We start from the raw sequence: 5706 nt of genomic DNA, 5'->3' as shown, positions 1-5706 counted from the left end.
CGCACGACGGCGGAGCTCAAGTGGGTATCGGGAAGGTCGTGCCATGACTCGATCCTTTCATGAAATCGAGTCTCCATTCGAATCGGGGCGGTTCAACCACAGGGCAGCAGCTGTTCCTCGCCGACCAGATCCGCCGCGTCCATCTCGCCGGACGCCACCGATCACGAACCTCCCCCGCCACTGTTCGGCACCAGCCCAGAGCACTTTGCTGGACGGTTCCACGGTGGCGGCAGGACCAGCTGTTCGAGGCCGCGCGGGACATGTCCCGCGTCACCGTGGCCGACGTGGCGCCGCTCGACCCCGCCTTCACCGACTACGTCGCCGCGCAGGCCGACAACCACGCCGATGCCCAGGGCTGGTCACCAGGTCTACGCGAGCGCGTGCAACAGAGCCTGTACCTGCTCACCGCCGTCCACGGACCGCACGAGACGATCAAGGCCAGCACCGTCGCCACGCTGCCACGCCAGCGAAGCCGACGCGCCGTCGTCCGGGTCACCGAGATCCTCGCCACCCTCGCACTCCTCAACGACGACCGTCCCGATCCACTCGACAGGTGGATCCACCGTCGGTTAAGCCGCGTGCACCCGGAGATCGGTGAAGAAGCCCTGGTGTGGATCAACATCGTGCGACACGGCGGGCCACGCCTCCGTCCCCGCTCACCCGCCACCGTCCGCAACCAGCTCTCCTCCGCGATCCCCTTCCTCTTCGACTGCTCGGAGCGCTACTGCACCCTCCGCCAGGTCACCCGCGGCGATCTCACCGAGTGGCTCGCCCAGTGCGCCGCACCCCACAACGAGGCCGTCGCGCTACGCAGCATGTTCAAGATCCTCAAGAGCCAGCGGCTGCTGTTCACCAATCCCGCCCGCGGTGTGAGCCTCGGCGCCAGGCCGGGCACGGTGCCCAAGCCGCTGAGCCCAGAAGCGATCAAGTCCATGGCCGAGGCTGCGGCCACCGACCCCGCCCTGAAGCTGCTGATCGCCCTCATCGGCATCCATGCGCTCTACCCCCACCAAGCCCGAGCACTGCTCGTGTCCGCCATCGACTTCATCCGCGGCCGGCTCGCCCTCGGCGACATCGACCACCCCCTCGACACCTTCACCCGACAGGCCGCCGCCAACTACATCGAGTTGCGGCGCGAACGCTGGCCGAACACCCGCAACCCTCACCTGTTCATCAGCTCGCAGACCGAGTACTCGCGCGCAGCGGTCACCATCGGCTGGATGCAAGTCGTGCTGCGCGGCCTCCCGGTCACCGCCCAGCGACTCCGTGAGGACCGGATTCTCGAAGAGGCCGCCGTCACCGGCGCCGACCCGCAGCACCTGTGCGTGGTGTTCAACATCACCCCGGAGACCGGTCTGCGCTACATCCGCTTCTTCCAACCCGACCCGTCGGACAGCGACGGCGCGTCCCCCAGCCACATGGAGTCGTGACCGACATTCCCACCGGCAGTACGCCGTGAGGCCACGTGATCGTGCATCTCATCCGGCACCGCCTCGGAACCCAGGGCCACCGACGAAATGCGCTTACCTGCTGTGATGGCTCCGGTCACGTGTGGGGGATCCCGAGCTCTGTGGATGCAGTTCCCGGCCGGGTTTGCGGCGCACCAAGGTAACTCATAGCACCCCAATGGAAGTGGTACGTGGCGACGAACCGCGCGCGTGGACGGACATCCACGCGGCGATCGTGGACCTGCTCGCGGGCCATCTACCGGCGACGGACTGGGGGGAGAGGGCTCTCCCGGGTGGCGCCCGTGGCGGAGCTCTTCGTGGTGCGGCCACGAGGGCGTTGTCAGAGGCGATTGGCAAGATTGCGGCCATGAATGTCACTCCTGTCACTCCGCCACGGCCGATCGATGTTGTCGCGGTCTTTCCCCAACTGGCCCTGTTGGCCCGCACGGCGACCCGCCTGCACCCCCGCCCTGGGGTGCCGACGTGGCACGACAGCTCGATCGGCGGGCCGCTGCTGTGGCCCGCTGAGGAACCGTGGCCGCACTGCGAGGAACCGCATGTGGTGGATGGCATCAACCCAGCCCAGTCCCCGGCGGATCTGCGGCTGGAACGACGTATCTTCGCCGCCTCGCACGGCCGGGACATGACTCCGGAGGAACGGGAGACTCTTGAGCGGATCCGGCCCCCTCAGACGTATCCGGTGAGGCTGGCGGTCCAGTCGTACGACAGCCCCATAGCCATGCTGCCCGTCGCGCAGCTGTACGTACGGGATGTGCCCGATCTGAGCCCGCCGGAGGGCAAGGACCTTCTCCAGGTTCTGTGGTGCCCCTTCGATCATCCGATCATGCCCAGGACCCTGCTCTTCTGGCGTTCCGCAGCCGCCGTCACCGACATCCTCGACACGCCCCCCGAGCCGCCCGCAGTGCAGTTCGACGGCTATCTACCGGAACCGTGCGTGCTCGAACCGGAGCAGATCACCGAGTACCCCGACCATCTGGAGCTGAGCGAAGAACTGCAGGAGCAGCTCAAGCAGTGGAGTGTGCCGCAGGCAGCAGAGGAAGACATGGACCCGGACACGTACTACGACTGTGTGCTGTCCAACGCACCCGGCTGGAAGGTCGGCGGCTGGCCCGCTTGGAACTCCACCGACCCCAGCCCGCAGCCCTGCTCCGAGTGCGGCACCGGCATGGAGGTCCTGATGACCGTCGCCACGTTTGAGGAAGGGGACGACGCCGGGAACAGCTGGTCTCCGTACCCCCACCCAGGTGCTGGACCGTACCCCGGCCACCGCGGCTACAACGCGACCGGGGTCCAGATAGGCAGCGGCTACCGGCAGCATCTGTTCGTCTGCCCGGCGAAGCCCGAGCATCCACACATCGAGTTGATGACGTAGCGAGCAATGCTGGAGACCTGTGGATCGGTTCCGGCAGGGACGCGGAGGGCGTACCTTCCCGAATGATCCTTTGATGGTCTCCGAGTAGGCCCGCGTTCGCAGCGCGGGTCGGGAAGGCACGCCCGTGCTCAGCGTAGTCACCGACGACGGCTCCACCCAGTCCGGCTCCCTGATCGACGAGATCGTCCGCGAAGGCGCCCGCCGGATGCTGGCCGCCGCGCTGGAGGCGGAAGTCAACCAGTACATAGCCGAGTTGACCGCGGAGACCGACGAGCAAGGGCGCCGGCTGGTGGTGCGCAACGGCCACCACTGGACCCGCACCGTGGTCACCGCCGCCGGCCCGGTCGAGGTCAGGGCCCCACGAGTGAACGACCGACGCGTCGACGACGCCACCGGCGAGCGCAAGCGGTTCTCCTCGAAGATCCTCGCGCCGTGGTGCCGCAAGTCGCCGAAGATCTCCGAGGTGCTGCCCCTGCTCTACCTGCACGGACTGTCCTCCGGGGACTTCGTCCCGGCCCTGGAGCAGTTCCTCGGCGGCACGGCCGGCCTATCGCCCGCCACCGTCACCCGGCTGACCAAGCAGTGGAGCGACGACCACGCCGCCTTCCAGACCCGTGACCTGTCCGACCGCGACTACGTCTACGTCTGGGCCGACGGCGTGCACCCCAAGGTCCGCCTCGGCCAGGCTCATTCGTGCGTCCTGGTCCTGCTCGGCGTCCGACTCGACGGCACCAAGGAGCTCATCGCGATCGCCGAGGGCCTGCGGGAGTCCACCGAGTCGTGGGCCGACCTGCTGCGCGACTGCCGCCGCCGCGGCATGCGCGACCCCGAGCTGGTGGTCGGCGACGGCGCCATGGGCCTTTGGCGGGCACTCGCCGAGGTCTTCCCTGCCGCACGGCCGCAGAGATGTTGGGTTCACAAAGCCCGCAACGTCACCAACTGCCTGCCCAAGTCCGCCCAACCCGGGGCGACGAAGGCCATGCAGGAGATCTACAACGCCGAGGACCGCGGCCACGCCGAGAAGGCGATCGAGGCGTTCGCGAAGACCTACGGCGGCGTTGTCACGTTCTTGGGTGCGTGGGTGCCTGATGGCGCGTCGGGGCGTGGTGGGCCCGCGGTGCGGGCCTGCTCTCAGGCCATGGTGGGCAGGCAGGCGACTCCGGTGATCTGCTCCCAGATCGCGAAGCGGACGGTCATCTCGGCTCTGTAGTCGGTGGCGGTGAGCAGGTGTCGGCGGGGCCGGAAGTGGGGCGAGACGCCGCTGAACGCGGACAGGAACCGTTGGGCACCACCGACGCTGCGGAAGCCTTTCATCGCGCGTTCGCGTTGCCTGGTGGGCTGGTGGCTGTTCTCGGCCCGGTTGTTGAGGCCCTTGTGGGAGCGGTGCTCGACGGAGGGCATGACCTCGCGGTGGGCCGCGCCGTAGGAGCGAAGCTTGTCGGTGACGAGCACCCTCGGCACTGTGCCGGTCTTCTTCAGGAGTTTGCGGAAGAATCGCCTGGCCGCGGCCTTGTCCCGACGGTTCTGGACGAGGATGTCGAGGACGTTGCCGTCCTGGTCGACGGCCCGCCACAGGTACTTCTGCTCACCGTTGATCTTGATGAAGACCTCGTCCAGATGCCACTTGTCGCCGGGCCGGGCCTGCCGGCGGCGCAGCGCGTGGGCATAGGCCTGCCCGAACTTCCCACACCAGCGGCGGACCGTCTCATGCGAGACGATCACACCGCGCTGGAGCATCAGCTCCTCCACCTCGCGGAAGCTGAGCGGGAATCGGAAGTACAGCCACACGCAGTGGGAGATCACCTCAACCGGATACCGGTAACCCCTGTACGACGGCGACGCGCTCTCCACGGACGAGTCCCCCTCCGGCATGATCAACCCGAAGATCATCCCCCCAGTCAGCCAACGTGACAACGCCAAATGAGAGCCCTGATCAAACAGGTCCGCCCCCTCCTTGAGGACCACGGCCACCGCCCCGAGCCGATCCCTGCCCGCCTGATCGACCCCAGCGACCTCGCCAGCTACGTCATGCACGCGACATCCCAGGCCAGCGAGCACGACACGACCCACTAATTCATCGACAGGCCCCCGATGAGAAGCGTCCGCGTTACCCTGCCGGGTATGAGTGAACAAGACCTCGCGGTGGCAGCGTGGGAGCGTATCGAGGGGTGGCTTGTCGAGCGCGCTCCGGCGTCGGCGGCGCTGTTGCGTCCGCCGGCCAGCGATGCGGACGTTGATGCCGTGCAAGAGGCGATCGGGGTGGTGTTTCCGCCTGCTTTACGGGCGTGGTACAAGCTGCACGACGGTATAGATGATCCGGGGACCGGCAAGAGTTGGTGGCCTGCCGGGTTTTTGCCGGGCGCTCAGGGCTGGTACCCGCTGGAGACGCTGCGGGATGCCTATACGGTGCAGATCCGGGACCAGGAGCGCGAGCCGGGACGTATTCCATTCTCCTGTGTGGTGGGCGATATGTGGCACGGGCTCTATGTCGACGCCCGGCTGGGGGAGCCATCTTACGGAAGTCTTGGCCGGTGGTTCGTGGACCGTGAGCCGGAGCTTCTAACGGATCCGGTTGCGGGATGGCCGCTTCACGCGTGGCTTTCCCGGATCGCGGATGCGCTTGAGCAGGGCCGCTGCCTTGTCGGTCCGGATGGGAATCCTGATGAGGACACCTGGCCGGCGCTGACCGAATGCGGCGGCCTGGTGTGGGTGGCCCCTGATGAGGAGCCTCACTCGCCGCCGGGACGAGTCCTTCTGGGCGGCGGTCCCCTGTCGTGGGGGAAATTGGGGGGGGCGCCGGGGGCCGGTCCCAGGAACGGCCCGCGCGCGGGGGTGGTGCTACGCATGGTGGCGGGGAGGTAGCGG

5 protein-coding genes and 1 pseudogene are annotated in these 5706 nt (G+C 67.7%); 5 read left to right on the top strand and 1 reads right to left on the bottom strand.

Annotated features, from left to right (window positions below):
• The first annotated feature begins 260 nt into the window (after positions 1 to 260).
• The 3 genes and pseudogenes from ACIBB8_RS37155 to ACIBB8_RS37145 form a co-directional block, all read left to right on the top strand.
• Positions 261 to 1430 (top strand): hypothetical protein, encoded by a 1170-nt coding sequence (locus tag ACIBB8_RS37155; RefSeq protein ID WP_398959755.1) that lies wholly within the window; start codon positions 261 to 263, stop codon positions 1428 to 1430.
• Between the two features lie 385 nt (positions 1431 to 1815).
• The gene (locus tag ACIBB8_RS37150) at positions 1816 to 2841 is read left to right on the top strand and encodes a hypothetical protein (RefSeq protein WP_398959753.1); all 1026 of its coding nucleotides are present in this window, start codon (positions 1816 to 1818) and stop codon (positions 2839 to 2841) included.
• A gap of 124 nt (positions 2842 to 2965) precedes the next feature.
• Positions 2966 to 3895: pseudogene (locus ACIBB8_RS37145) on the top strand (IS256 family transposase); the annotation flags it as partial.
• A 77-nt stretch (positions 3896 to 3972) separates the two neighbouring features.
• On the opposite strand, the gene ACIBB8_RS37140 reads toward ACIBB8_RS37145, so the two are convergent.
• Positions 3973 to 4713 carry an IS6 family transposase gene (locus ACIBB8_RS37140; RefSeq protein ID WP_398959756.1) on the bottom strand — a complete coding sequence of 247 codons (741 nt, stop codon included), beginning with the start codon at positions 4711 to 4713 and terminating at the stop codon, positions 3973 to 3975.
• Positions 4714 to 4761: 48 nt separating this feature from the next.
• Here ACIBB8_RS37140 and ACIBB8_RS37135 point away from each other — a divergent pair, with 48 nt between their 5' ends.
• Both ACIBB8_RS37135 and ACIBB8_RS37130 read left to right on the top strand, forming a co-directional pair.
• Positions 4762 to 4914 (top strand): hypothetical protein, encoded by a 153-nt coding sequence (locus ACIBB8_RS37135; RefSeq protein WP_329134993.1) that lies wholly within the window; start codon positions 4762 to 4764, stop codon positions 4912 to 4914.
• 48 nt (positions 4915 to 4962) lie between these two features.
• Complete coding sequence (locus ACIBB8_RS37130) at positions 4963 to 5703, top strand: SMI1/KNR4 family protein (protein WP_398959750.1); 741 nt, start codon at positions 4963 to 4965, stop codon at positions 5701 to 5703.
• The last annotated feature ends 3 nt before the right edge of the window (positions 5704 to 5706 follow it).

It is taken from the genome of Streptomyces sp. NPDC051286, assembly GCF_044455345.1.
Classification (GTDB): domain Bacteria; phylum Actinomycetota; class Actinomycetes; order Streptomycetales; family Streptomycetaceae; genus Streptomyces.
The sequence above is the reverse complement of the archived record's forward strand: the minus strand, read 5'-3'. Positions and strand labels throughout refer to the sequence as shown.